The sequence below is a fragment of the Shewanella sp. SP1S2-4 genome, from assembly GCF_031932075.1.
Classification (GTDB): Bacteria; Pseudomonadota; Gammaproteobacteria; order Enterobacterales; family Shewanellaceae; genus Shewanella; species Shewanella baltica.
In genome coordinates this window covers 73152-99593 of record NZ_JAUOET010000011.1, presented here as the reverse complement: position 1 = coordinate 99593, position 26442 = coordinate 73152, and the positions used below count along the sequence as shown (strand labels likewise).

At 49.2% G+C, this 26442-nt stretch carries 18 protein-coding genes and 1 pseudogene; 10 read left to right on the top strand and 9 right to left on the bottom strand.

From position 1 onward, the window contains the following. Position 1: 1 nt before the first annotated feature. The 4 genes from ilvD to ilvC form a co-directional block, all read right to left on the bottom strand. Positions 2–1876, bottom strand: a complete 1875-nt coding sequence (gene ilvD, locus Q4Q52_RS12180) for a dihydroxy-acid dehydratase (protein ID WP_311990727.1) — start codon at positions 1874–1876, stop codon at positions 2–4. Positions 1877–2012: 136 nt separating this feature from the next. Then, on the bottom strand, positions 2013–2270 hold the full coding sequence (gene ilvM, locus Q4Q52_RS12175) for an acetolactate synthase 2 small subunit (protein ID WP_311990726.1): 258 nt from the start codon (positions 2268–2270) through the stop codon (positions 2013–2015). After that, a complete protein-coding gene (ilvG, locus tag Q4Q52_RS12170) occupies positions 2267–3940 on the bottom strand; it encodes an acetolactate synthase 2 catalytic subunit (protein ID WP_311990725.1) in 1674 nt (557 codons plus the stop codon). Before ilvG ends, ilvM begins: the two co-directional genes overlap by 4 nt. 771 nt (positions 3941–4711) lie before the next feature. Then, on the bottom strand, positions 4712–6190 hold the full coding sequence (gene ilvC, locus Q4Q52_RS12165; RefSeq protein ID WP_311990724.1) for a ketol-acid reductoisomerase: 1479 nt from the start codon (positions 6188–6190) through the stop codon (positions 4712–4714). A 261-nt stretch (positions 6191–6451) separates the two neighbouring features. On the opposite strand from ilvC, the gene ilvY reads away from it, so the two are divergent. After that, positions 6452–7324, top strand: a complete 873-nt coding sequence (gene ilvY, locus Q4Q52_RS12160) for an HTH-type transcriptional activator IlvY (protein ID WP_311990723.1) — start codon at positions 6452–6454, stop codon at positions 7322–7324. Here the strand turns inward: ilvY and Q4Q52_RS12155 are convergent. From Q4Q52_RS12155 to Q4Q52_RS12140, 4 genes are all read right to left on the bottom strand, one after another. Then, positions 7321–8637 carry a hemolysin family protein gene (locus Q4Q52_RS12155; RefSeq protein WP_107946304.1) on the bottom strand — a complete coding sequence of 439 codons (1317 nt, stop codon included), beginning with the start codon at positions 8635–8637 and terminating at the stop codon, positions 7321–7323. The genes ilvY and Q4Q52_RS12155 overlap by 4 nt on opposite strands. 751 nt (positions 8638–9388) lie before the next feature. Further along, on the bottom strand, positions 9389–11173 hold the full coding sequence (locus Q4Q52_RS12150) for a sensor domain-containing diguanylate cyclase (RefSeq protein WP_311990738.1): 1785 nt from the start codon (positions 11171–11173) through the stop codon (positions 9389–9391). Between the two features lie 45 nt (positions 11174–11218). Further along, positions 11219–12247, bottom strand: a complete 1029-nt coding sequence (locus tag Q4Q52_RS12145) for an ABC transporter substrate-binding protein (protein ID WP_006083466.1) — start codon at positions 12245–12247, stop codon at positions 11219–11221. A 737-nt stretch (positions 12248–12984) separates the two neighbouring features. Next, a complete protein-coding gene (locus Q4Q52_RS12140; RefSeq protein WP_311990737.1) occupies positions 12985–14133 on the bottom strand; it encodes a DUF1963 domain-containing protein in 1149 nt (382 codons plus the stop codon). 214 nt (positions 14134–14347) lie between these two features. Here Q4Q52_RS12140 and Q4Q52_RS12135 point away from each other — a divergent pair, with 214 nt between their 5' ends. The 3 genes from Q4Q52_RS12135 (at position 14348) to Q4Q52_RS12125 (ending at position 17838) form a co-directional block, all read left to right on the top strand. Continuing rightward, entirely contained in the window at positions 14348–15874 is a 1527-nt protein-coding gene (locus Q4Q52_RS12135; protein ID WP_106649161.1) for a YifB family Mg chelatase-like AAA ATPase, read from the top strand. Between the two features lie 109 nt (positions 15875–15983). Next, positions 15984–16886 (top strand): acyltransferase, encoded by a 903-nt coding sequence (locus Q4Q52_RS12130; protein ID WP_311990722.1) that lies wholly within the window; start codon positions 15984–15986, stop codon positions 16884–16886. A 7-nt stretch (positions 16887–16893) separates the two neighbouring features. Continuing rightward, entirely contained in the window at positions 16894–17838 is a 945-nt protein-coding gene (locus Q4Q52_RS12125) for an acyltransferase (protein ID WP_311990721.1), read from the top strand. A gap of 7 nt (positions 17839–17845) precedes the next feature. Here the strand turns inward: Q4Q52_RS12125 and Q4Q52_RS12120 are convergent. Continuing rightward, positions 17846–18142 (bottom strand): annotated as a pseudogene (locus Q4Q52_RS12120) (DUF523 domain-containing protein); the annotation flags it as partial. A gap of 365 nt (positions 18143–18507) precedes the next feature. Here Q4Q52_RS12120 and Q4Q52_RS12115 point away from each other — a divergent pair. The 6 genes from Q4Q52_RS12115 to Q4Q52_RS12090 all read left to right on the top strand — a co-directional run bounded on the left by Q4Q52_RS12115 (position 18508) and on the right by Q4Q52_RS12090 (position 26422). Continuing rightward, the gene (locus Q4Q52_RS12115) at positions 18508–19275 is read left to right on the top strand and encodes a GntR family transcriptional regulator (RefSeq protein ID WP_259563682.1); all 768 of its coding nucleotides are present in this window, start codon (positions 18508–18510) and stop codon (positions 19273–19275) included. A 57-nt stretch (positions 19276–19332) separates the two neighbouring features. Continuing rightward, positions 19333–20211, top strand: coding sequence for a methylisocitrate lyase (gene prpB / locus Q4Q52_RS12110; RefSeq protein ID WP_259579354.1), 879 nt, complete (start codon positions 19333–19335; stop codon positions 20209–20211). Between the two features lie 96 nt (positions 20212–20307). After that, entirely contained in the window at positions 20308–21435 is a 1128-nt protein-coding gene (prpC, locus tag Q4Q52_RS12105) for a 2-methylcitrate synthase (RefSeq protein ID WP_259579353.1), read from the top strand. A gap of 80 nt (positions 21436–21515) precedes the next feature. Continuing rightward, on the top strand, positions 21516–24119 hold the full coding sequence (gene acnD, locus Q4Q52_RS12100; protein WP_311990720.1) for a Fe/S-dependent 2-methylisocitrate dehydratase AcnD: 2604 nt from the start codon (positions 21516–21518) through the stop codon (positions 24117–24119). Positions 24120–24279: 160 nt separating this feature from the next. Beyond that, positions 24280–25503, top strand: a complete 1224-nt coding sequence (prpF, locus tag Q4Q52_RS12095; RefSeq protein ID WP_311990719.1) for a 2-methylaconitate cis-trans isomerase PrpF — start codon at positions 24280–24282, stop codon at positions 25501–25503. Between the two features lie 55 nt (positions 25504–25558). Continuing rightward, on the top strand, positions 25559–26422 hold the full coding sequence (locus Q4Q52_RS12090; RefSeq protein WP_311990718.1) for an oxaloacetate decarboxylase: 864 nt from the start codon (positions 25559–25561) through the stop codon (positions 26420–26422). The last annotated feature ends 20 nt before the right edge of the window (positions 26423–26442 follow it).

Here is a 26442-nt window from a genome sequence, read left to right as displayed (position 1 = left end):
ATTAGTCCTCCAGTTTACTGCGATCGCGCACCGCGCCCTTGTCGGCACTGGTGGCGAGCATGGCGTAGGCCTTAAGCGCGAGTGATACATAACGCTCGCGACCGATAGGTTTCCACGCCATTGGGCCACGCGCTAACATGGTCTCGCGGCGAGCATTGAGTTCAACATCACTTACTGCCAACTTGATGCTGCGCTTGGGTATATCAATTTCGATGCGATCGCCATTTTCAATCAAGGCGATCGTGCCGCCCGCTGCCGCTTCGGGTGAGACGTGACCGATAGATAAACCTGAAGTGCCACCGGAGAAACGACCATCGGTGATCAGCGCACAGGCCTTGCCTAAGCCACGTGATTTTAAGTAACTGGTTGGGTACAACATTTCTTGCATACCCGGGCCGCCTTTCGGGCCTTCATAACGGATAACCACCACATCACCCGCCACCACTTCGCCGCCTAAGATACCCGCCACTGCGTCATCTTGGCTTTCATAGACGCGCGCCGAGCCGATGAAGGTCAGATTCGATTCATCCACGCCCGCTGTTTTAACGATACAGCCGTTCTCGGCCACGTTGCCCGACAATACGGCAAGGCCACCCTCTTGGCTGAAAGCAAACTCACGGCTACGGATACAACCTTCTTGCCTGTCGTTATCCAGTGACGGCCAGCGACAATCTTGGCTAAAGGCTTTAGTGGTCGGAATCCCCGCAGGCCCAGCCATAAAGAAATGTTTTACTTTTTCATCTTGCGTCTGCATCACATCGTACTGGGCCAATACCGATTTCAAGGTCCCGCTGCCCGGCGTGCCGTCATTATCGGCCGCCACATGGAACACATCGGTATGCAGTAATCCAGCTCTGTCGAGTTCGCCTAAAATCCCCATCACGCCGCCCGCACGGTGCACGTCTTCCATATGGTATTTAGGCGTCGATGGCGCAACCTTACAAAGGTGCGGCACAAGGCGCGACATACGGTCGATATCCGCCATGGTAAAATCAACATCGGCCTCCTGCGCGGCGGCCAATAAATGCAATACGGTATTAGATGAACCGCCCATGGCGATATCTAAGGTCATGGCATTTTCGAAGGCGTTAAAATTGGCGATATTGCGCGGCAATGCCGATTCATCATCTTGATGATAATAACGTTTTGCCAGCGCCATCACGCGGCGACCCGCTTCTAAAAACAGCTCGCGGCGGTCGGCGTGGGTTGCCAGCATAGAGCCGTTACCCGGCAGCGATAATCCTAGCGCTTCGGTTAAACAGTTCATTGAGTTGGCGGTAAACATGCCTGAGCAAGAGCCACAGGTTGGGCACGCGCTACGCTCGATTTTGGCACTGTCTTCATCGCTCACGTTCGAGTCGGCGCCCGCCACCATAGCATCGACTAAATCGAGCTTGATGAGTTTATCCGACAGCTTAGTCTTGCCCGCTTCCATCGGTCCGCCCGAGACAAATACGACGGGAATATTAAGGCGCAGCGCCGCCATCAACATACCGGGGGTGATCTTGTCGCAGTTGGAGATACAGACTAGAGCATCGGCACAGTGGGCGTTAACCATGTATTCCACACTGTCGGCGATAAGCTCACGCGATGGCAGACTGTACAGCATGCCGCCGTGGCCCATGGCGATACCGTCATCGACGGCAATCGTATTGAATTCTTTGGCAATACCGCCCGCTTCTTCGATGGCGCTCGCCACCAGTGAGCCCATGTCTTTTAAGTGCACATGACCCGGTACAAACTGAGTAAAGGAGTTAGCAATGGCGATAATTGGCTTACCAAAATCATTGTCTTTCACCCCTGTGGCGCGCCATAACGCACGGGCACCCGCCATATTGCGGCCTTCGGTACTGGTAGCTGATCGTAACTTTGGCATTGACTGTATCCTTTATCTCAAATCGAAAATCGTATTCTTAATTCACATGGCGAATGCTGCACTTACCGCATTCGTCTCAATATCTGGCACTCATAGTCACTCAACATCAGGGACTAAAATGAACCCAAGCAAGGCCTTAAGCATTCGCCGTTTGTTGCAAGCTCAGCGGTAACAATACCTTACATTGAGTCACATCAATCAGTTTATTCAGCTGATTACTTAACAGTTCGATAGCACGTTCGCTATCGACCTCCATATCCAGCGACAGGCTCGCATCATCATTCATGCGCATCTGCATTTGGGTAATCGTAAAGCCACGGTGGCGAGTCACGCGCAAAACACGCTCAAGCACTTCGGGGCGTTGTTGAACCGTTAATTCCAGAAAGTGGATCATGTTTGTTTCTCCATTTCGTCCATCATATCGCTGTTTGATGCGCCGGGGGGCACCAGTGGCCAAACGTTAAAAGCATCGTCGATTGCAACGTGTAACAAATACGGGCCCTTAGCCGCTAACATTTCGGTTAAGGCTTCTTCCACTTCGTCGGAAGAGAAAATCGTCCGACCGGGGATATCGAAGGCGGAGGCCAATTGCACAAAATCTGGGTTATCGGATAAATCCGTTTCGCTGTAGCGTTCTTCAAAAAATAGCTGCTGCCACTGCTTCACCATGCCAAGCTTTTGATTGTCGATAAGCACAATCTTCACTGGCAGCTTGCGGCGTTTGATGGTGGTCAGTTCCTGCACATTCATCATAAAAGAACCATCGCCAGACACAGTCACCACAGTCGCATCGGGACGGGCCACTTGCGCACCAATGGCGGCGGGCAAACCAAAGCCCATAGTGCCTAAGCCAGCACTGGACAGATGATCTTCTGGGCGGCGGAACCACATATGCTGGGCCACCCACATTTGGTGCTGGCCCACATCGCAACAAACAACATTGTCTTCGGGTAATTTATTGGCTAAACGGCGCAGCAGTGCGGGGGCGTAGATCAAACTGCCGGGGTGTTGATAATCCCATTGATGCTTATGGGATAAATGCTCCACCTCGGTCTGCCAAGGTGTGATGTTTATCGGCATGGCTAAGGCAGGTAAGATTTGGCGTAAGTCGCCGGCGATTGCCACCTCTGGCATACGTAATTTGCCCAGTTCGGCGGCGTCGATGTCTAAATGGATCACTTTGGCCTTGTCGGCAAAGCTCGCTAAACGGCCTGTTACCCTGTCGTCGAAACGGGCGCCCACCACGATCAGCAAATCGCAATCCTGTACCGCTAAGTTAGCGGCCTTGCCGCCATGCATGCCTAACATGCCTAAGTAGCCGGGTGTGCCGTGGGCGATACTGCCCAGCCCTTTCAAGGTTGCGACCGAAGGTATGCCCGTCACTTTGATAAACTCACGCAGTTGATCGACCGCGCCCGCCATGCCCACACCACCGCCGACATACAACATAGGCTGTTTAGCCTCAGCCAACAGTGCACGGGCAGCGTCGATATCACTCATCTCGGCTTGGGGTTCGTTCATCACAGCCAGCAAAGGGGTGCGATATTCCAATTGGGCGATTTGGATATCCTTCGGGATATCGACTAGCACAGGGCCAGGGCGACCGGATGCAGCGATTTCGAAGGCTTGATACAAGGTTGGGATCAGGTCGTTGACGTCTGTCACCATAAAACTGTGCTTAGTGCAGCTCAACGACATGCCCAGCACGTCGATTTCTTGAAAAGCGTCGGTGCCGATTACGGCGGTAGAGACTTGGCCTGTGATGGCCACCATAGGCACAGAATCTAACAGGGCATCGGCTAAGGAAGTGATCAGGTTAGTCGCGCCAGGGCCTGAGGTCGCAAAGCACACGCCGGTTTTACCGCTGGCTCTTGCGTATCCTACGGCAGCAAAGGCGGCGCCTTGTTCATGACGGCTGAGCAGGTGTTCGACAGGGCTTCCATAGAGGGCATCGTATATTGGCATAATGGCACCACCTGGGTAACCAAACACTGTGGTGACTCCATGTGCTGCTAACACTTTGATTACCGCGTCTGCGCCTCTGATCATCTGCCCTGGTTCCATATTCTCTCTCGCTACGTTAGTCCTGAATTGCCGAAAATCGACGCTAATTTTTTACTCTTTCGAAGCTTAGGACCTTGCTCTAGGCCCTGAAACGAAGAACCCCCCGGTCCTTTCGGAGCGGGGGGTTCTTTCGAAACTTTTAACCTTTTAGGTCTATCAGTTCGCCATGCGCCGCCCCCGCTGTGATTTAATAATCACGACGGTAATAATCACGAGAATGAGCTTGGCAGCTTGGTTAAACATCAATATGGATTCCTAATCGGTGTTTCTAAAATTGGGATATTGCATGAAAGTTAGTTTCGCTTTGGACTTTGCCCTACCGCGAGCTATTAGCTTTACCATAAAGCGACAGCCAAACACAATAAAAAATATCTTTTGTCAAAAAAATTCAGCTTCCCTGCCGAGACAATGCAAAACAACAAAGTAAAACGTTAACTGTTGATCCTCAGTCGGCGCGATTCACCTACCGCAGGATTCATTCACTGAACGCGCATTCACTCGCGAACGTTCACTGAAGATTCACTCACTAACTATTAACTCACTAACAATGTCGTTTTTGCCCGCTCGACAACCCACTGAACAGGAAAAATTTGTTTCTCACTACACTGATTTATCACAAAGCTGATTCATCACTAAGCAAACTCAAGATGCGCGTTTCACTATCTTGAGCTTGTTTGGGAACTGAGCTGAGACCCAAGTCCTTTGAGTCTCAACCCTCTCCCCCAATGCTGGGTTTAATTTAAGCTCAACTAAATCTCAGCTAAAACTCAATTAGGCCTCAACAATGCTCTTCATATCTGTCATGTAACCGCGAAGCTCAGCACCAACATATTCCACTGCCGTTTCACGAATCGCTTCGTTAACTGCGATGAGCGTTAGGTTGTCGACACCGGTTGCGCTGTCTTTCAGGCCAGCACCTAAATACTCAGGTGACATGGCATTAACGTAATCGCGCAGCATAGGCACGGCGGCGTGATTGAACAGGTAGCAACCGTATTCGGCGGTATCTGAAATCACTACGTTCATTTCGTACAAACGCTTACGGGCAATCGTGTTGGCGATAAGTGGGGTTTCGTGCAGTGACTCGTAATAAGCCGACTCTTCCACGATACCCGCAGACACCATAGTGTCGAACGCCAGTTCCACACCCGCTTTGATCATAGCGACAAGGAAAATACCTTTGTCGAAATAGGTTTGTTCGTCGATATGCTCGCTCGATACGGGTGCATTTTCGAAACCTGTTTCGCCAGTTTCGGCTCTCCAACGCAGTAAGTTCGCATCATCGTTCGCCCAGTCTTCCATCATAGTGCGAGAGAATTCGCCGCTGATGATGTCATCCATGTGCTTTTCAAATAATGGCTGGAGGATTTCTTTTAAATCTTCTGCAATTTCAAATGCTTTAATCTTGGCTGGATTAGACAAACGGTCCATCATGTTAGTGATGCCACCGTGTTTCAGCGCTTCAGTGACCGTTTCCCAACCTTGCTGGATAAGCTTGGCCGCATAGCCTGGCTCAACGCCATCGGCGATCATTTTCTCGTAACCTAAGATGGCGCCCGTCTGCAACATACCGCACAGAATGGTCTGCTCGCCCATTAGATCCGACTTCACTTCAGCGATGAAAGACGACAGTAAAACACCGGCTCTGTCGCCACCCGTTGCGCTAGCGTAGGCTTTCGCAATCTCTAAGCCGTCACCGTCTGGATCGTTTTCTGGGTGAACCGCAATAAGGGTTGGTACACCAAAACCACGTTTGTATTCTTCACGCACTTCAGTGCCAGGGCACTTAGGGGCAACCATCACCACAGTGATATCGGGACGAACTTGCATGCCCTCTTCAACGATGTTGAAGCCGTGTGAGTAAGACAAGGTAGAACCTTGCTTCATCAATGGCATAACCGCGTTAACCACGTTGGAATGCTGTTTGTCCGGCGTCAGGTTAAGCACCAGATCCGCCGCGGGTATTAATTCTTCAAACGTACCGACACGGAAACCATTGTCGGTCGCTTTTTGCCATGAGGCACGTTTCTGTTCAATTGCTTCAGGGCGCAGGGCAAAAGAGATATTCAAGCCCGAATCACGCATGTTCAAGCCTTGGTTCAGACCTTGAGCACCACAACCTAAAATAACAATATTCCAATCTTTGATGTAGTTACAGCCGTCGCTAAACTCAGAACGATCCATGAAACGACATTGGCCAAGCTGTGCTAATTGTTGACGTAAATTCAGAGAGTTAAAATAGTTAGCCATCTGATATACCACCTATAAGTCAGAAATTTTGGACGCAACCAAACTAACATAATGTTACGGCTTGGTTGTGATTGAAATCACTATAACCCATGCTTATCATTGCTTAAAATGATATATTCGGAACTTCATATTGCATTATGCGCAACGTCAACTGCAATCATGGATTCATAACACTGACAGTAACATCGGCGCCAATATGCGACACCCAATCACGCCGTCACTCAAGCCAAGGCTTAAGTTCAAACTAAACAGGATAAGATCATGGATATTCGTACCCTCAAATTGTATCTGCACTTATGTGACAGTTTGCACTTCGCCAAAACGGCGGAGCAGATGCATGTGAGCCCATCGACCTTAAGCCGAGCCCTGCAAAGATTAGAAGAGGAAGTGAACGCTAAGCTGTTAGAGCGGGATAATCGCAGTGTGACCTTAACCCACGCGGGACGCGAGTTTAAGCTGTTTGCCGAGCAAACCTTGAACCATTGGAGCACGCTCAAGCACAGTATCGATCTCAAGCAGGACGTACTGCGCGGTCGGTTAAATCTGTATTGCTCGGTCACTGCTGCCTACAGTCATTTACCGGGTTTATTGGATTTATTCCGCCAAGAACATCCCTTCGTCGAGATAGCCTTAACCACGGGAGATGCGGCGAACGCCCTGGCCGAAGTGCAGCAGAATCGCGCCGATATTGCCATTGCCGCGCTGCCGGATCCCTTCCCTGCCACCTTGCATTTCGCCAAGATTGACGATGTGCCTTTGTCCTTAATCGCGCCAACCATGCGCTGCGCGGTGCAGCAACAGATAAGCCAAGCCCCCATCGACTGGTCGCGGGTGCCCTTTATCATTCCCGACCATGGCCCTGGGCGGCGCCGCGCCGATAATTGGTTCAAACAAATGGGCATCAGCCCTAATATTTACGCCCAAGTCTCGGGCCAAGAAGCGATCGCCTCTATGGTGGCGTTGGGCTGCGGCGTGAGCATGAGCCCAGAAGTGGTGATCAATAACAGCCCAGTGCGGGATCGCATTCAGTTACTCGCTTCTCCCGTTGCAATACCGCCCTTCGAGTTAGGTTGCTGCTGCAAAGTAAAGCGGCTCGACGATCCCATAGTCAATGCGTTTTTGGATGTGATTTAAACATCCGGCGAGTTGAGCTTATCGATAGGATCGATACGGGTCACCAATAGCTGATCGACCTTGTAAGAATCGATATCGACCACCTCAAATTTATAGCCCGCATAGTTGACGAAATCGGTACGCTTAGGGATTTTACGCAGCATATACATCATAAAACCGGCAATGGTTTCGTAGTTTTGATTATGCGGGAATTCTTCGATGCCGAAGGCGCGCATCACATCGGTAATCGGTGTTACCCCATCGACTAACCAAGAGTTACCATCGCGGGCGATGATCTGCTCTTCGCTCTCGTGCAATGACCAAGCCCCCATCACGGCGCGTTGTAAATCGTTGGTCGTGACAATACCCACCACTAAGGCATATTCGTTCATTACTACGGCAAAATCGGCGCGGCTGTTCTTAAAATATTCCATCGCCTCTGACAGGCTCAAAGTATCGGGAATAATCAGCGAAGTGTGGACTAAATTGCTGCCTTTTAAGGTAATATTCTCACCGTTAATCACTCGGATCAGCAGCTCTTTTGCATCCACAAAGCCTTTGATCATATCTAACTGACCATCGCAGACGAGGAACTTAGTGTGGGGATCTTCAGAAATCTTACGCTTGATATCTTCTTCGCTGTCTTGCAGTAAAAAGTACACTAAGCTTTCACGGGCCGTCATGGCAGAGGTTACAGAAACGGTTTGCATTTCAAACACATTTTCCATCATCTGTTGTTCACCGCGATCTAAAACTCCAGCTTCGGCGCCTGCATTCATCACGGCATAAATGTCGTCGGAGGTGATAGCATCGTTACGCACGGTTGGGATTTGCAGCAGTTTAAAGATGCCGCTCGCCATGCCATTGAAAAACCATACTAATGGACGCAATAGCACAATACAGAAAGACATAGGCCCAACAACGGCTAATGCGACGGGCTCAGGCATCGCCATCGCAATGCGTTTTGGCATCAAATCGGCCACCAGAATAAAGGCACTGGTGACGACAACAAAGGATAAAATAAAGCTCAGTTGGCTCAACCAAGGATCGGTCAGCAAAGGCGATAGTAATTCATAGAAATAAGGTCGAAATGCCGACTCACCGACGATACCGCCCATGATAGCAACGGCATTAAGCCCGATTTGTACCACAGTAAAAAAGCTGCCGGGAACGGCTTGTAACTGCAACACTTTTTCTGCGCGGGCATCGCCCTCATCGGCCAATTGACGTAAACGGATTTTACGTGAAGCGGCAAGTGCAATTTCTGACATAGAGAAGAAACAACTCGCGCCGATTAGGCACAATATAATCATCACGTTATCAAAGAGACTCATGTAACACCTTTCATTTAACACTGGACTAACTAGGACCAACCCGCGCTTTATGGCTCGCGAGTCAGCTGAATTCATTTAATTGGGGCACAGTTTGCTAGGGGTTATCCAGCCTACAAACCGTTCAAACGGCTGCGCCAGCTCCTTGCTACCCTAAGATAAAAAGCACTTACATTGCCGTTTTAGGCTGCTCTGAGTATATCTGCAAATTCACGGCTTAGGCGCGACTCGACATCATTAAGACATCTCAGTGCGGTGGCTTTGATATTGAGCTGCTAGAACGTACATTTAAGCCAATGGAATTGACTAGGCAGTCGTGGCTTTCGCTTAGTTGCGTTACGAGAAATACGTCCAGAATGGCAGCATGGATGTCACTCAGAGTGCATCGCTAAATCGACTATGGGCGACAGATTATATCTCATTTGCCGCCTAATATTACCTCACCTTGAGTAATTTTTATCTTAACGATGGATCTACAGCACAGTTTCATGCAAATGTTATCAATTAGTTAGCATGATTGAATGCGGTCTGTGACATAAAGAGGCTCAGCTGATTTAGCCTAAATCTCGCCGGATGGCTAAATGACGGACGCTGATGACCTAAACATTACTTAAGCATGGAGATAGGACAATTTGAGGCTTAATCCCAATCATTAAGCGCAGAGAGCACCTAATGATGGAGCAATACTCAACTGATGCCGAGCAACAAAAGACTGCAATAGGTATAGGTACAAGGCTGACTTGCCCCTATGCCATTAAATCACTTCAACTTCGACCCTATTACGCCCTTTATCCTTAGCGCGATAGAGACAAACATCGGCACGGCGTAACACGTCGGGCATCTTAAGTCCCGAGACCTTATCTAATGGCAAAAACACGCTGCCAATACTAATCGTTACCACAGCCAACGGCGATGCTTGATGGGGAATATTGAGTTGGTCGACGAGATAACATAGCTGCGTGGCAATGGCCGTTAACTGTGCCGGCGTGACATGCTCAACGACTAAGGCAAACTCTTCGCCACCGATGCGCGCCAATAAAGCATTGTGCGGCAGGATATCGCACTGCGCTAAGGCATCCGCCACACGCTTAAGCACTAGGTCACCTTCAATATGACCATAAGTGTCGTTATAGGATTTAAAATAATCGACGTCCAACATCAACAGCCCTGCTGGCGTCTTGGTCTGTAGCACAGCCTCTAGCCTTTCGGTAAAAGGACGTCTATTCGCTAACCCAGTCAACTCATCGGTTTCGGCCTTTTCTTTCAATTGAGTATTGGCAGTAACCAGCGCTTGTTGCAGCACTATCATCTGCCGCTCTTTTTGCTCGCGCAGCAGTAACTCGTTCAATGCGGACGCAAACTGAGTCAGCATATTCTTTTTCTGGGCATTCCAGTTCAGTGGCCGCGACACCGTCGACATCGAGAGTAATCCCAATAACTCTCCGGCATTTTTAATCGCAAAGGCAGCAATCGAACATATCCCCACGGATTTCATCACCTCATATTCCTGTGGTGAGAAGTCCTTTAACGCCTCAAGATCCTCAATCACTAAGGTCGATTCTGTCTCGAGTTTTTTAGCAAGCTGAGTAATGTTGTCCACCGAAATCCCTTGGACCTTGTTAGCATGTAACTCGCTGGTCCAAAAACTGCGGTAATAAGCATGCTGTTGATGAAATTCGAGAATGCTCACCCTCTCAACATCAAACAACTGACCGATTTTGTGGCACACCTCAGCTAAGGTTTTATCTACATTGCAGGTGTCGATACTCAAAAATTGCAACGAAATCTCCGCCAGCAACTGATTCGATTGCGACTGCCAATCCAGTTCTTTGGTCCGCTCTTTCACTAAGTCCGACAATAAATGCTGCTGTTGCTGTAACGCACGTTGATGGCGCTTATTGATAGCGAGGTCATTGCGTATCCTTTGGTACATGTCCTTAAGCGACAATGCCACATGAGCAATCTCGTCAGGACTGGCGGTCACCGTCTCTGGCACAGATAACTTCTTTAGCGATTTAAGATTGATTTTATTAGTAAAATCTTCCAATGCCGACAATCTATCCGTCACCATGAGTCGCACTAAGGTCAAGATCAAATAGATCATCAGCAGGGTCTTTAAGCCATTGCCAAGCACAATAAAAATCAACTGCCGCCACAGCTCGTAGTAAAGCTGGTTGGTGTCTAAGCCTACGGTTAAGGTTGCGATCAGCTGATCTTGATAAGTCACAGGATAATGAAACAGGGTTTGTGACTCGTCGTCGGTTAACAGCGGTTTACCCAGCTGCATAGTGACGCCGTCGATACTGTCTAAATGCACGCTCGACACTAACGGCATCATTCCTAAACCAGAGAGCAAATCAGATAGCAGGCTGCGGTCGACGTCCCACAGCGACTTCGCCACACTCGGCAGAATAGATTCTGAATATTCGCGGATATCCGACGTGGCATTGTCGATACTATCCTGATAGTTCCAAATCAACTGCACCAGCATAGTTAACACTGCAAAAAATGAACTCACCCCGATAATGGTCAGCGTCATCTTATGACTAATAGAATGATTTCGATGCTTCATGTACACCCGTTATTACGCCTTGAAGGGCAACTTATTCAAAATCTGAGACTGGAAAATCTGTGGCCAATCCCGAGCAACTAACATTTGATAAAATGCCGAATCAGGCAGTAAAACGCCGAACAAGGTGACATTGTCATAGGGAATATAGTGCTTATGCTGCTGATAATATTGCAACTCGACCAAAGCTAACGCGCCAGCCATAAAGTGCCCGCCACCAATAATGCTCACCGCGTGTTGGCGACAAAGCTGTAAAATCTCAGGTGACGTATTGATCGTACTGACAAATACATCTTTACCCGAGACTAAGCCTTTTTCCTTCAATGCTTTAAGCACTCCAATCGCCATACGATCACTGGCGGTCCAAATCACGTTTAGATCGGGATAACGGTTCAGCAGAGTGAGCGCTTGACCATAAGCTACTGCGTCACTCCATTGGCCATAAACCGTTTGAGTCAGAGTGGCATTGGGCTGCATAAAGAAATAATCGCTGGCACCTTGGGTACGTAGCACTGAAGCAGGCGTCGACTTATCGCCCGAAATCAACAAAACTTTAGCCTGCTTTCCCTCTAAGTCGTCCATTAAGCCTTTAGCGGTCGCCGAACCTATAGCGTAATTATCGGGAATAATGGCGGGTAACAGATATTCTTGCCAATGGGGATCTTGCAGTAAAACATCACGTTCGCCGATAGAGATATCGTTTAAAATCAATTGCACATAGATGGGATGGGAGTAAAGCGCTTGCAGCATTTTTATCGCGGATTGTTTTTCATTAACCAGAATAACGTAATTAGGTAACGCCTTTGCGGAAGCTAACAACTCATCGAGTTGGGTGATCATCTTGAAATGATTGCGATCGGAATGAATGATTTCGAGCTTAATATCGAGTGTCGTCGCCGCCTCCAGCATCAATTGGTCGACGTCCCCCCAAAAACTGTCATCGACAGCCCCGGGATTAAAAAATACGACATCGAGTTTAGCCCAAACTGCCCCACCAAACCCCGCAGTACAGATAAACACACACGCTAACATCCACGAACGCATAGGCGAGTTCTCCTCGACCATGTTCCCTCAAATGTCATCCTTCACAAGAGGTCACTTTATTATTATCGATTCACAACCTTGTTACCGCATCGCCGCCCAAAATGTTGCTAAAACCAGCAGCAGATGTTTCGATTAAACCACAAAATGATACAAAGTATACTTTATATGCTGACTATTTATTCCGACACCCTGTCTGTATAAAGAAATCGCGTGGATCCGTAGCAGAATATTTATGAGTCGTTGCTGACTCTCTTATGGGTCAGTCTTACGGCTTAACCACGTAGAAAATGACAGGGACCTAAACGTTTTAAAAGGGAAGTTGTTGGTTCGTCATGGTTCGTCATAAAGAGTCACAAAGTACACGAGTTCACTCTAGCCGTTAATGCGGCCAAACGGCCGAGGTGAATGAATATCGTGAGGAGAACCATGATTTTCATTGGAGGGTAAACCAAATGAGGCTGCTCAACGATGCCCTCATATAATGGCATAGGTTGACTAATTCACATTAACAGATTGAAATAATTAAATATAAATATCAACCACCTAATCTATTCAGTCGGGTTCAAGAATCCCAGAATCAATCCTTTATAACTCATATTTACTCAAAGGCACGAAATTGTGCGACTCTTCTTTTAATCGGTCGCAACATACATCTCCAATCATCTCTATGTACTCCAAGTGCTGCGTAGCCCGCATCGCCAAACAAAAAGGTTAGTTATAGCCAACCTTTCAATATGCTAATAATCATAAATGCAGTAAATGCGATCGAATTTTCCTAACGCTAAATCATCCCTGTGGATAATAAAATTCAATTGCATAGAATGCTCACTGTAGACTACTTTGAACAGTACTAGATAATCTTCGGCATTGCCGCCTAACTCAGCCGCGGCGTGGAGCTCGGGGGCTTTATAGCGGCTATCGCCATGGCCATTAATGCTGGCGATACCATTGTAATACGGCAGCGGCTGCTCGGGGACGAGCAATGCCTGCAAGTTGGATGACTGCCAGTCGGGTAGCGCTGACCATTGTGCTTGAGTGAGAATCTGACCGGGGATTAACCCGTGTTTATTCATTTTCATCAGATCAAAGAAATAGAGCTGATCTTGCCACTCTGGTACCAATTCATCTTCCACAACCGCTAGGGCCTCCAGCACCATAGCTTGTTGCGGTTCTGGTAGCGCTTGTAAACGTGCCTTGGCTAACTTTAATAAATGCGGGTTGTCACTATTAACCATGTCAGTGGCTATCATCTTAATGCTGGCAATCCCCTGAAGTTGATAAGCCGCCTCATACTCATAGTTTGCACATACCGCATCGTCGAACTTAAGTTCGGCAATCGCTTCCCCAGAGTTAAGCTGCTGATCCTCAGCGACATAATAGACATGGCCGCGAAGCATTTCTGAAAATCGCCAGCGCTCCAAAAAGAACAACAATCGCCCTTCTCGAGGTAAATAAGATTGAAACGCCTTCAGGTCGCTACAGTTGAGCTGTGCGATAAATTGCATGGGCACACGGAAGGCTTGCGCCGCCTCGTCCCAGTCCCAAAGATGCGCCTCATCTGTCTCCCAATCGTCCTGCCAGTCCTCCCGCCAATGCTCATTAATAAACTCGCGGGTATGGCCAAAGCTCTCAACATAGCCATCCAACATCTCCTCCCTTCCGACCAAAGTCACCGGATAATCCATGCCAACAGGCAAATCCGGCAATCCACCCAGTCGGCTATTACCTAACTGGGCATAGTCTTCGATTGCACAGGGATAGAGATCGACACTACTTCGAATAAATGCCGAAAGCGTATGGGCAAGATTCGGGTCTTTAAACTGCGCCAGCTTTTGCTCGAGCTGCTGCTGACGAATGGGGGAATTTTCTGCTAACAACATATCCATATTGACCTCAGGACTCCAATGTTTGCTTTTTATCATTTCTATCAACTATTTGCTATCGTCCAATATGGCAATTTGCCAAAGCTATCACGGGAACGGTATAGCCAGATTCAGCAGCTTACTGATGAGGCGAATGACCAAGTTAATCGAAAACCCCTAACGTCAATTACTGCTACACTCAAATTCTGTGCGAAATGAACAACAAAAGGATTTGTTTATGGCGATTGCCTGCGTCAATACCCGAGCCAGTTGTGGGGTCGAAGCACCCCAAGTCACAGTTGAGGTGCATCTGAGCAATGGCTTACCGGCATTTAATCTGGTGGGGTTACCCGAAGCGTCGGTAAAAGAAGCTCGCGAGCGGGTGCGCAGCGCACTGATCAATGCGGGATTCGAATTTCCGATGCGGCGGATAACCGTTAACCTCGCGCCAGCAGATTTACCTAAACAAGGTGGCCGCTACGACTTACCCATAGCCGTAGGCATATTGGCCGCATCAGAACAAATCCCCCTTAATAGCCTAAAAAATCTCGAGTTTGTCGGTGAACTGGCATTGTCTGGGCACATACGTTATTGCCAAGGATTATTACCGGCGATTATCGCCGCAAAGCGCCAAGACCATACCTTGATATTGCCGCTGGATAATCGCCACGATGCCGAGTTAGTCGGCTATCCCAATGTATTGTTTGGCTCGCACCTTCAGAGTCTGGCCGCTTATTTACAGGGGCAAAATCAACTGCCGACGTTAGCGCCGCAATTAGAATGGATAAGCCAAGAGACGCCCGAGTCCCATACTTGCCTGAGCGATGTGATTGGCCAATATCAGGCCAAGCAAGCACTCGAAATTGCCGCGGCGGGAAACCATAACCTCTTGATGCTTGGCCCGCCAGGTACGGGCAAAACCATGCTTGCCAGTCGCATGATGGCGCTATTGCCAGCGCTTAATTATGAGGAAGCATTAGAAGTAGCAGCAATTCATTCCGTTGCTGGACTCGACATTAAGCCGCAGCATTTTTTACAGCGACCCTTTAGGGCGCCGCACCACACGAGTTCTTCGATTTCCCTCGTGGGCGGTGGCAGTATCCCAAAACCTGGGGAGATCTCCCTCGCCCATCGCGGTGTATTATTCTTGGATGAAGTGGCTGAATTTCCGCGTAAAGTCTTAGATTGCCTGCGCGAACCGATGGAAACCGGCGAAGTGGTGATTTCCCGCGCCGCCGCTAAGCTGACATTTTTGAGTCGCTTCCAATTGATCGCGGCGATGAATCCCAGCCCGAGTGGCGATATCGATAGCCAACACAGATCGAGCCCAGAACAGATTCAGCGTTATCTTTCGCGGCTTTCAGGCCCGTTTCTCGACCGTTTCGATTTAACCATTGAAGTCCCCAAACTCCCCGCGGGTACATTAACTCAAGCCGCGCCGCAAACAGAAACCAGCCAAGATATCGCCAAGCGGGTCAAACTGGCGCGTGAGCTGCAACTCGCCCGCGCTGGCGTGCTCAATAGTGAACTCACAGGGAAACAATTGAAACGCTTTAGCGGACTCAGTGACGCTGATTTAGTGTTTTTGGAGCAAAGCGTGGTAAAGCTTGGCCTCTCGGTTCGCAGTTTTCATCGTATACAAAGAGTTGCGCGCACGATTGCCGATCTGGAACAAGTGCCTAACACAGAACGCCGCCATATCGCCCAAGCACTGGGTTATCGCGCTATGGATAGATTACTCGCCCGCTTATCCCAGCAATATTAAGTTTGCCCGGGAATAAATGTTAACAAATGCACCGACCAGCAGTGCCTAAGATTGAGCCAAACGCCGACACCGAGTAACATAGGCCTCCAATTTTTGTCAGGGGGCTCGGATGGGAACGCTGTTTTCACAGATAAAAGGCTGTATCGCATTTTTAGGCTACGTTATAAATACCGTCTTTTGGACAATCCCAATCCTGTTGGTCAGTTTTATAAAACTGATACCTATCAGTTCGTTAAGGACTGCAACTAGCCATGTACTCGACTTTTGTGCCAGCGCTTGGATCAGTGTTAATGGCGTAATTGAACGCTGCTTACATCCCGTTAAGATTGAACTGAGTGGTGACACCGACTTTTCCACTAAAGAGTGGTACATGGTGATAGCCAACCACCAGTCTTGGGTGGATATCCTGATCCTGCAGCGGATTTTTAATCGAAAAATCCCTTTCTTGAAGTTTTTCCTCAAGCAAGAACTGATTTTTGTGCCGATTTTAGGCCTAGCTTGGTGGGCGCTCGATTTTCCGTTTATGCGCCGTTATAGCACGGCACAGCTACGTAAAAACCCTAAGCTAAAGGGCAAAGACATTGAAATTACACGTAAAGCCTGTGCTAAGTTCAAGGCTAAACCGGTAAGTGTGATGAACTTTGTCGAAGGCACCCGCTTCAGCAAGGCTAAGCATCAAAAGCAGAACTCACAGTTCCAACATTTGTTAAAACCTAAAGCAGGCGGCATGGCCTTCGCACTATCGGCCATGGGTGAACAGATCCACAAGCTAGTCGATGTCTCCATTTACTACCCAGACACAGTGCCTAGCTATTGGGACTACCTGACAGGTAAGTTGCCAAGCGTTAAAGTACACATCAAGGTTTCTGATATTGATCCTGCGATGCGCGGCGATTATATGAATGACCGCGATTTTAAAATTGGCTTCCAAGAACAACTGAATCAACTCTGGCTCACTAAGGATCAAGTGTTAAGCCAACTCGCTAGCCAAGTAAATAAAGAACAAAGGTAACGCCACTATGTTGAATTTTCTGCCCGGGCCAGTGTTGTTTATGCTGAGCTTAAGCTTGCTGATCATTAATACCGCTGTTTGGGGCTCGCTTATCAGCATAGGCGGAGTCGTAAAACTTGTGATGCCAGCGCAAAGTGCACGTAATGCGGTGACTGCGGTTATGAATCGTTTTATGTGGGCGTGGGCCTGCTGCAACGGTGGCATTCTGTTTTTGATCGCCAAAATTGAGTGGGATGTCAAAGGGCTCGAAGGACTCGATAAAAACAGCTGGTATTTACTGATCAGTAACCACCTCAGTGGATTCGATATCGCCGCGCAAACTTATGTGTTACGCAACCATATTCCTATGTTGAAGTTCTTCCTCAAAAAAGAACTCATCTATGTGCCGATTATGGGACTGGGTTGTTGGGCGCTGGATATGCCATTTATGAACAGAACCAGCCCAGCAAAACTCAAGAAGAACCCAAAGCTTAAGGGCAAAGATTTAGCGACCACACGCCGCGCCTGCGAAAAATTTAAAAATATGCCCACGTCAATCATTAACTATGTTGAAGGCAGCCGGTTTACCCGTGATAAACATCAACGCCAAAACTCGCCTTATCAACATTTGTTACGCCCTAAAGCAGGTGGAATCGCTTTTACCCTATCGGCCATGGGTGAGCAATTTACTAACCTGCTGGATATGACAATTGTCTACCCAGATGCGCCTGACGATATTCTGTTTGGGGTGATGAACGGCAAGGTCAGCAAGATTATCGTGCGGATCAACGCCCTGCCCGTACCTCAAGTCGATCCAACGCGTTATTTCTCTGAGTCTGAGTATCGCGTCGAGTTCCAACGCTGGTTAAACCAAGTGTGGGCGGAAAAAGATCAACAAATTCATGCGTTACTGCAAACAAATCAAAATGTCGCGGATAGCGCCACCAGCACTAATCACACTCAAGCAAGCTAGCTCGCCTCTAGCTTTGCTCTAGTTCAGCAACGCATGCCGCTGCAGCGGATAACTCCAATTCATTGAATACAGTTATTCCTGCGGCACTGAGTTTTTCAGCCGTTAATTCTTGCCCCGCAATTAACTGTTTTGCAAATTGACCATCGTAGATCTGCCTATTACCACAGGATGGACTGCGGGCTTTTAAAATCGCCACTTTAATCCCGTGTTGCTGCGCCAGCTTAAGCGCGGGATCGGCTCCTAGACTAAAAGCGTGGGTCACATCCTCACCTTGGGCAGTTAAGATGCACTGTCCAATCCGCTTGCCCGAGTAAACAACTGCTCACTAACACTTTTTCCACTGTCACCTCCAAATGTCTCATTCCGCCCATAGCGTAACGCGAAGGATAAACATGCCAAATGCATTTGGACGATTTTCCCCAAAACCATCAACATCCGCAACGAAGTCGGAAGATGAAACCACATCATTGTTGACAATTTAATATTTAAAATTCGTAATTAAAAATATAAAAATCGACAACATAAAAATAAAACAATTTAAATCAATGATTTAAACAAGATCAACTTACAATATAGACTTACGTCTAAGTAAACACATTGTTGACAATCCACCAAGGGAGGGCTATTTTTTACCCATTGTCGACAATCCTATTAATAGTGATGCGTTCTATGTTGAAGCAAGACACGACGTTCGTTTCTGATGACACTCAAGTTCCCCACCTGCATAAGGTCAAATCGACCTCGGCAGATAAAACGTCGACCACATTAGCCGATCAAATTTTGGTGCAGATCCAAACCAGCATCATCAAGGGCGAACTGCCTGCAGGCAGCAAGATTAACGAGCAAGCATTGGCCGAAAAATACGGCATCAGCCGCGGCCCGACCCGCGAAGCCCTGCAAACCTTAGAAAGACAACGCTTAGTCGTGCGCGCACCCCATGTTGGCGCCCGCGTAGCACAACTGACAGTGAGCGAACTTAACGATTTATATCAACTGCGTAGCGTGCTTGAAGGCATGGCCTGCGAACTTGCCGCCAGTCGTATCACCCCTGAGCAATTAGCCAAGTTAGAAGATTTACTCGCAACGCAAGATGCGGCGCTCGCTAAGGGTGATACCTACTTCCAAGAGGAAGGCGATGTCGATTTTCACTACCAAATTATTCAAGCCAGCGGTAACAAGCATCTGCAGGAAACCTTAGTCGGCGGCCTGTATCACCTGCTGCGCATGTACCGCTACCAATGCACCAATAAAAATCGCCCCGTTAAAGCGATTGCCGAACACAGACGCATAGTCGAAGCCATTGCCCAGCGCGATGGAGAACTCGCCAGTTTGCTGATGCGCCGCCATATCGAACAGGGGCGTAAAAATACCGAATTACGCTTAATTGAATTGCAAGCCAATGCAGCCGCCAAAGAAACCTTAGCCAACATCAGCTAAGTTTATACGGCTCAATATGCCCACTTCCCATAAATGGAAAAGGATAAGGACAAGACCATGATCCAAAGCGCAGGATTACGTTTTCGCCAAGCTCTTGCTAAGGCTAAACCGTTACAAATCGTTGGCACCACCAATGCCTATTTTGCCTTGATGGCAGAGCAAACTGGCTTCCAAGCCTTGTATCTTTCGGGCGCTGGCGTTGCCAATGCTTCATACGGTTTGCCTGACTTAGGTATGACCTCAATGAACGACGTGCTGATCGATGCAGGTCGTATCACCTCAGCCACACAAGTGCCTTTATTGGTCGATATCGACACTGGCTGGGGCGGCGCATTCAACATTGCTCGTACCATCAAAGAATTCGAAAAAATCGGCGTCGCCGCTGTGCACATGGAAGACCAAGTGTCGCAAAAGCGTTGCGGCCACAGACCTAACAAAGCGGTGGTCAGTATCGAAGAAATGGTCGATCGCATTAAAGCCGCCGTCGATGCCCGTACCGATCCTAACTTTGTGATCATGGCGCGTACCGATGCGGTTGCCGTTGAAGGCTTAGAAGCCGGTATCGAACGCGCGCAAGCCTATATTGCCGCCGGTGCCGACATGATCTTCGCCGAAGCCTTAACTGAGCTAGACCAATATCGCCACTTTAAAGCGCAAGTCAAAGCACCGATTTTGGCCAACATGACTGAATTTGGTCAAACCCAATTGTTCAATAAAGAAGAACTAGCCGAAGCGGGCGCCGACATGGTGCTTTATCCACTCGGTACTTTCCGTGCAGCCAACCAAGCTGCACTGAACGTCATGCAAGCGCTGATGAATGATGGTCATCAACGCAACGTGCTCGACACTATGCAAACCCGTAAAGACTTGTATAAGTACTTGGGCTACCACGCCTTTGAAGACAAGTTAGATCAACTGTTTAGCCAAGATAAATAACCGACAAGCTGCCGCCCTACACCAGCAGCCTTAACCAATAAACGTCAGCGCTCGGCGCTGGCAATAATCAAATAGCGTTAACGGAAGGATTACATTATGTCAGAAGGTAAAAAGTTAAGCGGCGCAGGACTACGTGGCCAAAGCGCAGGCGAAACCGCATTAAGCACAGTGGGCGTGTCAGGCTCGGGCCTCACTTACCGCGGTTATGATGTGAAAGATCTCGGTGAAAACGCCACCTTCGAAGAAGTCGCCTATCTCATTCTTTACGGCGAGTTGCCCACTCAAGCCCAGCTTGATGCCTACAAAACCAAACTCAAAGGCCTTCGCGGTCTGCCGCAAGCCTTAAAAGAAGTATTAGAGCGCATTCCTGCCGAGACTCATCCTATGGATGTGATGCGTACTGGCTGCTCTATGCTAGGTAACTTAGAAGCCGAGCACAACTTTAGCGAACAGAGTGAAATCACCGATCGCCTATTAGCCGCCTTCCCATCAATCATCTGTTACTGGTATCGCTTTAGTCACGACGGTGTGCGTATCGACACTGAAACCGATGACGACCAAATTGGCGCCCACTTCCTGCATTTATTACACGGTAAAGCGCCGTCTGAACTGCATGCAAAAGTGATGGACGTATCCTTGATTCTTTATGCAGAACATGAATTTAACGCATCAACCTTTACCGCTCGCGTCTGTGCTTCAACTCTGTCAGACATGCATTCATGCGTCACTGGCGCCATTGGTTCACTGCGCGGCCCGCTGCATGGCGGCGCGAACGAAGCGGCGATGGAACTGATCCAAGACATGAAAGATGAAGCCGATGCCCGCGACATCTTAATGGGCAAACTCGAGCGTAAAGATAAGATCATGGGCTTCGGCCACGCGATTTACCGCGATAGCGATCCACGTAATGCCATCATCAAAGAATGGTCAGAAAAACTGGCTGCCGCCAACGGTGACGACCGTCTATACCGCGTATCGGTTGCCTGTGAAGCCCTGATGTGGGAACAGAAAAAACTCTTCTGTAATGCAGATTTTTTCCACGCCAGCGCGTACCACTACATGGACATTCCGACTAAGTTGTTCACGCCTATCTTCGTGTGTTCACGGGTAACGGGCTGGGCTGCGCACGTGATGGAGCAACGCTCTAACAACCGCATCATCCGCCCAAGTGCCGATTATGTGGGCGTGGCACCACGCAAAGTCGTCCCCATTGCCAACCGTTAAGCCAAGCTAACGACTCTGGCGCGAGACTTCTGTTAAAGGATAGTCTCGCGCCAACTTCATTTTCCGAAATGGATGATGTTATGAACACTGCTATGAATACCCAATATCGCAAGCCCTTACCCGGCACCAAACTCGATTATTTCGATACCCGCGAAGCCGTGGAAGCCATTGAGCCAAGCAGCTACGCCAAGCTACCTTATACCTCGCGCGTGCTGGCTGAAAACTTAGTCCGTCGCTGCACACCTGCGGACTTAACCGCCTCGCTGAAACAAATTATCGAATCTAAGCAAGAACTTGATTTCCCTTGGTTTCCTGCCCGCGTGGTCTGCCACGACATTTTGGGGCAAACCGCCTTAGTTGACCTTGCAGGCCTGCGTGATGCGATTGCGGCTAAAGGGGGCGATCCCGCTAAAGTGAACCCAGTGGTGCCAACTCAATTAATTGTCGATCACTCACTGGCGGTGGAATTTGGCGGTTTCGATAAAGACGCCTTTGCTAAAAACCGCGCCATCGAAGACAGACGCAACGAAGACAGATTCCACTTTATTGATTGGACGCAAAAAGCCTTTAAAAACATTGATGTTATCCCTCAGGGTAACGGCATCATGCACCAAATTAACTTAGAGCGTATGTCGCCTGTGGTGCATGCTCGCAATGGCGTGGCCTTCCCCGATACTCTAGTTGGCACCGACAGCCACACGCCGCACGTTGATGCTCTGGGCGTTATCGCCATTGGTGTCGGCGGGCTAGAAGCCGAAAGCGTGATGCTGGGGCGCGCATCTTATATGCGTCTGCCGGACATTATCGGTGTCGAACTCACGGGCAGACCGCAGCCTGGCATTACGGCCACTGACATAGTATTAGCCTTAACCGAATTTTTACGCGCACAAAAAGTCGTCTCCTCTTACTTAGAGTTCTTCGGTGAAGGCGCAGCGGCGCTGACATTAGGCGATCGCGCCACGATTTCAAACATGACGCCTGAATTTGGCGCCACCGCAGCCATGTTCTACATTGACCAGCAAACACTTGATTATTTGACCTTAACGGGCCGCGAAGCCGAGCAAGTTAAGCTGGTTGAAACCTATGCTAAAACCGCAGGTTTGTGGGCCGACAGCTTGACTGAAGTGCACTATCCACGGGTACTGCGTTTTGATTTATCCTCGGTGGTGCGCACCATTGCAGGGCCATCAAACCCACATGCACGGGTGCCAACATCAGAATTAGCTGAGCGCGGAATTAGCGGCGTAGTCGAAAACGAACCCGGCTTAATGCCTGATGGCGCTGTAATTATCGCGGCGATTACCAGCTGCACAAACACCAGTAACCCGCGCAACGTGATTGCCGCCGGTCTGATTGCCCGCAACGCCAACGCCAAAGGCTTAACTCGTAAACCTTGGGTCAAAACCTCACTGGCCCCCGGCTCAAAAGCGGTGCAGTTGTATTTGGAAGAAGCCAAGCTATTACCAGAGCTTGAACAGCTCGGTTTTGGCATTGTTGGTTTTGCCTGCACGACATGTAACGGCATGAGCGGCGCGCTGGATCCTGTGATTCAAAAAGAAGTGATCGACCGCGACTTGTACGCCACCGCAGTGTTATCGGGTAACCGCAACTTTGATGGCCGTATTCATCCCTATGCTAAACAAGCCTTCTTAGCATCGCCGCCATTAGTGGTCGCCTACGCAATTGCCGGCACTATACGTTTCGATATCGAAAAGGATGTGCTGGGATTAGATAAAGACGGCAACCCCGTCAAACTTATCGACATTTGGCCATCGGATGAAGAAATCGATGCCGTGATTGCGACTAGCGTTAAACCTGAGCAGTTCCGCAAAGTGTACGAGCCCATGTTCGATTTAGCCGTCGATTACGGCGAGCAAATCAGTCCGCTGTACGATTGGCGTCCGCAATCTACTTATATTCGTCGCCCACCTTACTGGGAAGGCGCATTGGCCGGAGAGCGCACATTAAAAGGCATGCGACCACTCGCGGTGCTGGGTGACAACATCACTACCGACCATTTATCACCATCGAACGCCATTATGATGGACAGCGCCGCAGGCGAATATCTGCACAAAATGGGCTTGCCGGAGGAAGACTTTAACTCCTACGCCACCCACAGGGGCGATCACTTAACCGCCCAGCGCGCGACCTTTGCCAACCCTAAGCTTAAAAACGAGATGGCAATCGTTGACGGTAAAGTGCAACAAGGTTCACTGACGCGTATCGAGCCCGAAGGCCAAGTGACCCGCATGTGGGAAGCGATTGAAACCTATATGGAACGTAAGCAGCCGCTGATCATCATAGCAGGCGCAGACTACGGCCAAGGTTCGTCCCGCGACTGGGCCGCCAAAGGCGTGCGTTTAGCGGGCGTTGAGGCCATTGTTGCCGAAGGTTTCGAGCGCATTCATCGCACTAACTTAGTGGGTATGGGCGTGTTGCCGCTGGAATTTAAAGCCGGCGACAACCGCGCGACTTACACCATCGATGGCACCGAAGTGTTCGATGTCCTCGGCACGACAGCACCACGAGCGGATTTGACCGTCGTTATCACCCGTAAAAACGGTGAGCGCATCGAAGTGCCAGTAACCTGTCGTCTCGATACCGCCGAAGAAGTCTCAATCTACGAGGCGGGCGGCGTATTGCAACGCTTCGCGCAGGACTTTCTCGAATCGAATCAGGCTTAAATCGAATCAGGCTTGAGTCGAGTCTTGAATCAAGGCTCGGCTCAAGTAAAACGCGAATATCAGCTAAAGATAAGCTAGCTAAACCGAGCGCCAATAACTTCCCCAATTAAGTTACTGGCGCTCATTTGGATTCCATTGGGAGTCCTTTTGGAGTCAATCTATGAATGCTTCAACAACCCACGCGCCACAAATCAAAATCGCTGCGACCTATATGCGCGGCGGCACCAGTAAAGGCGTGTTTTTCCGTCTGCAGGATTTGCCGAAAGCCGCACAAGTTGCTGGCCCTGCCCGTGATGCGCTACTGCTGCGAGTGATTGGCAGCCCAGACGCTTACGGCAAACAAATCGATGGCATGGGCGGCGCCACCTCAAGCACCAGTAAAACTGTGATCCTCTCCCCTAGCACTCAAACCGATCACGATGTCGATTACCTGTTCGGCCAAGTGGCCATCGATAAACCCTTTGTCGATTGGAGTGGTAACTGCGGCAACTTAACCGCCGCCGTCGGTGCCTTTGCCATCAGTAATGGCTTAATTGATACGGCCCGCATTCCACAAAATGGCGTCTGCACTGTGCGTATTTGGCAAGCCAACATAGGCAAAACCATTATCGCTCATGTGCCCATCACCAAGGGTGAAGTGCAAGAAACCGGTGATTTTGAGCTCGATGGTGTGACCTTTCCCGCGGCTGAAGTGCAAATCGAATTTATGAACCCGGCTGCAGACGAAGATGCCAATTCTAACGGAGGGAGTGGCAGCATGTTCCCGACGGGCAATGTTGTCGATGTGCTAGAAGTGCCGGGTATTGGCAGCTTTAAGGCCACTATGATTAACGCTGGCATTCCCACCATTTTTATCAATGCTGAGGACTTAGGCTACACAGGCACTGAGCTGCAGGATGATATTAATAGCGACACAGCGGCACTGGCAAAATTCGAAACCATTCGCGCCTATGGCGCAGTGCGTATGGGCTTGATTTCACATATAGATGAAGCCATTACACGCCAACATACGCCCAAGGTTGCCTTTGTTGCTAAACCCAAAGCCTATGTGTCATCGAGCGGCAAACCCGTCAATATCGATGATATCGACTTGCTCGTGCGCGCCCTGTCGATGGGCAAACTGCACCACGCCATGATGGGTACGGCAGCAGTGGCAATTGGCACAGCAGCAGCGATCCCAGGCACCTTAGTTAACTTAGCCGCTGGCGGCGACACTAAGGACAAAATAGATGCGGTGCGCTTTGGTCATCCCTCTGGCACGCTGCGTGTTGGGGCTGAGGCGTCAATGGTCAACGGCGAATGGACAGTTGTTAAAGCCATTATGAGCCGCAGCGCCCGCGTGCTAATGGAAGGTTTTGTGCGAGTACCGAGCGAGTGTTTCTAATCGTTTATCTGGTTTTAGATTCAATCGCTAAAGGCGCACAAGGAAGAGGATTCAAATGAAAAAAACAACGGCATTACGACAAATGCTCAGTGGTAGCGATATTCACGTCGCCCCCGGTGTTTACGATGGTATGACGGCACGTTTAGCCGAACAGGCGGGGTTTAAGCTGATTTATGCCAGTGGCGGCGCGATTGCGAGAAGTTGTGGTTTCCCCGATATAGGCATTCTGAGCTTTAGCGAAGTGTTGCATCGACTTGAGCAAATGGTCGAAGTGACCCAAGTGCCCATCATAGCGGATGCAGATACTGGGTTTGGTAATGCCATCAACGTGAGCCGTACAGTGAAAGCCTTTGAGCGAGCGGGTGTCGCAGCATTGCACTTGGAAGATCAAACCTTTCCAAAGCGCTGCGGCCATCTGAATGATAAATCTTTGGTGAGTACCCAAGAAATGGTGCACAAAATCCGTGTTGCCAAGGATAGCCAAACTGACCCAGATTTTACCTTAATTGCTCGCACTGATGCGATTGCCGTTGAAGGATTCGATGCTGCAATGGAACGCTCACATGCGTATTTAGCAGCGGGTGCCGACGTGATCTTTGTCGAAGCACCCGAAACCGTTGAGCAAATTGAATTGATCGCTAAACATATTAAGCAGCCTAAGCTCATCAATATGTTCCACAGTGGTAAAACACCGCTGGTGTCGAAGGACAGACTGCAAGAGTTGGGATACAAGTTCATTATTATTCCCTCTGACTTACAGCGAGCGACTATCCATGCTTGTCAGCACACCTTACGCACCATTCTCGAGCAAGGTGACAGTGACAGCATTGCCGAGAAGATGGTGTCGTTTGCTGAGCGTGAACGGATCATAAACACACAAGCGTATTTAGATCTTGACCTCGGTTATGGCCATAACTGAGATGCACCCGCTATAGCCTT

What these genes read in the sequence shown, in the direction of transcription:
- ilvD (WP_311990727.1), bottom strand. Translation starts at nt 1,876, where the DNA reads ATGCCAAAGTTACGATCAGCTACCAGTACCGAAGGCCGCAATATGGCG.
- ilvM (WP_311990726.1), bottom strand. Translation starts at nt 2,270, where the DNA reads ATGATCCACTTTCTGGAATTAACGGTTCAACAACGCCCCGAAGTGCTT.
- ilvG (WP_311990725.1), bottom strand. Translation starts at nt 3,940, where the DNA reads ATGGAACCAGGGCAGATGATCAGAGGCGCAGACGCGGTAATCAAAGTG.
- ilvC (WP_311990724.1), bottom strand. Translation starts at nt 6,190, where the DNA reads ATGGCTAACTATTTTAACTCTCTGAATTTACGTCAACAATTAGCACAG.
- ilvY (WP_311990723.1), top strand. Translation starts at nt 6,452, where the DNA reads ATGGATATTCGTACCCTCAAATTGTATCTGCACTTATGTGACAGTTTG.
- Q4Q52_RS12155 (WP_107946304.1), bottom strand. Translation starts at nt 8,637, where the DNA reads ATGAGTCTCTTTGATAACGTGATGATTATATTGTGCCTAATCGGCGCG.
- Q4Q52_RS12150 (WP_311990738.1), bottom strand. Translation starts at nt 11,173, where the DNA reads ATGACGCTGACCATTATCGGGGTGAGTTCATTTTTTGCAGTGTTAACT.
- Q4Q52_RS12145 (WP_006083466.1), bottom strand. Translation starts at nt 12,247, where the DNA reads ATGCGTTCGTGGATGTTAGCGTGTGTGTTTATCTGTACTGCGGGGTTT.
- Q4Q52_RS12140 (WP_311990737.1), bottom strand. Translation starts at nt 14,133, where the DNA reads ATGGATATGTTGTTAGCAGAAAATTCCCCCATTCGTCAGCAGCAGCTC.
- Q4Q52_RS12135 (WP_106649161.1), top strand. Translation starts at nt 14,348, where the DNA reads ATGGCGATTGCCTGCGTCAATACCCGAGCCAGTTGTGGGGTCGAAGCA.
- Q4Q52_RS12130 (WP_311990722.1), top strand. Translation starts at nt 15,984, where the DNA reads ATGGGAACGCTGTTTTCACAGATAAAAGGCTGTATCGCATTTTTAGGC.
- Q4Q52_RS12125 (WP_311990721.1), top strand. Translation starts at nt 16,894, where the DNA reads ATGTTGAATTTTCTGCCCGGGCCAGTGTTGTTTATGCTGAGCTTAAGC.
- Q4Q52_RS12115 (WP_259563682.1), top strand. Translation starts at nt 18,508, where the DNA reads ATGTTGAAGCAAGACACGACGTTCGTTTCTGATGACACTCAAGTTCCC.
- prpB (WP_259579354.1), top strand. Translation starts at nt 19,333, where the DNA reads ATGATCCAAAGCGCAGGATTACGTTTTCGCCAAGCTCTTGCTAAGGCT.
- prpC (WP_259579353.1), top strand. Translation starts at nt 20,308, where the DNA reads ATGTCAGAAGGTAAAAAGTTAAGCGGCGCAGGACTACGTGGCCAAAGC.
- acnD (WP_311990720.1), top strand. Translation starts at nt 21,516, where the DNA reads ATGAACACTGCTATGAATACCCAATATCGCAAGCCCTTACCCGGCACC.
- prpF (WP_311990719.1), top strand. Translation starts at nt 24,280, where the DNA reads ATGAATGCTTCAACAACCCACGCGCCACAAATCAAAATCGCTGCGACC.
- Q4Q52_RS12090 (WP_311990718.1), top strand. Translation starts at nt 25,559, where the DNA reads ATGAAAAAAACAACGGCATTACGACAAATGCTCAGTGGTAGCGATATT.